Below are 518 nucleotides of genomic sequence, written 5' to 3'. Positions count from 1 at the left end.
TCGACATCGTCGGGTCTGAGCACCGCCACCAGCGGTATCACGAGCCTGTCGACGGGCCTGAGCACCACGAACAGCAACGTGAGCAGCCTGTCGACCTCGACGTCGTCGGGCTTGAGCACGGCCACGAGCAGCATCGACAGTCTATCGACGTCTACGTCGAGCGGTCTGAGCACGGCAACGAGCGGTATCTCGAGCTTGTCGACATCCACGTCGAGCGGGNCCTCAGCTCCACGAACAGCAACCTGGACAGTCTCTCTACTTCGACATCGTCGGGTCTGAGCACCGCCACGAGCAGCATCGACAGCCTGTCGACATCTACCTCGTCCGGCCTGAGCACCGCCACCAGCGGCATCTCCAGCTTGTCCACGGGCCTGAGCACCACGAACAGCAACGTCGGTAGCTTGTCGACTTCGACGTCGTCGGGCTTGAGCACAGCCACGAGCAGCATCGACAGCCTTTCGACGTCGACGTCGTCTGGCCTGAGCACCGCCACCAGTAGCATCTCGAGCCTCTCAACG

1 protein-coding gene and 1 pseudogene are annotated in these 518 nt (G+C 62.7%); both read left to right on the top strand.

All coding sequences use genetic code 11. The annotated features are described in order from the left end of the window. Positions 1-219 (top strand): annotated as a pseudogene (locus tag ASD34_RS27985) (hemagglutinin); the annotation flags it as partial. A gap of 1 nt (position 220) precedes the next feature. Next, a partial coding sequence (locus tag ASD34_RS27980) for a hypothetical protein (protein WP_235509948.1) occupies positions 221-518 on the top strand: 298 nt, incomplete at both ends.

Source organism: Variovorax sp. Root473 (genome assembly GCF_001426505.1).
In the GTDB taxonomy this organism is placed as follows: domain Bacteria; phylum Pseudomonadota; class Gammaproteobacteria; order Burkholderiales; family Burkholderiaceae_C; genus Variovorax.
Note: the sequence above shows the minus strand (reverse complement) of the source record. Positions and strands in the feature narration are given on the sequence as shown.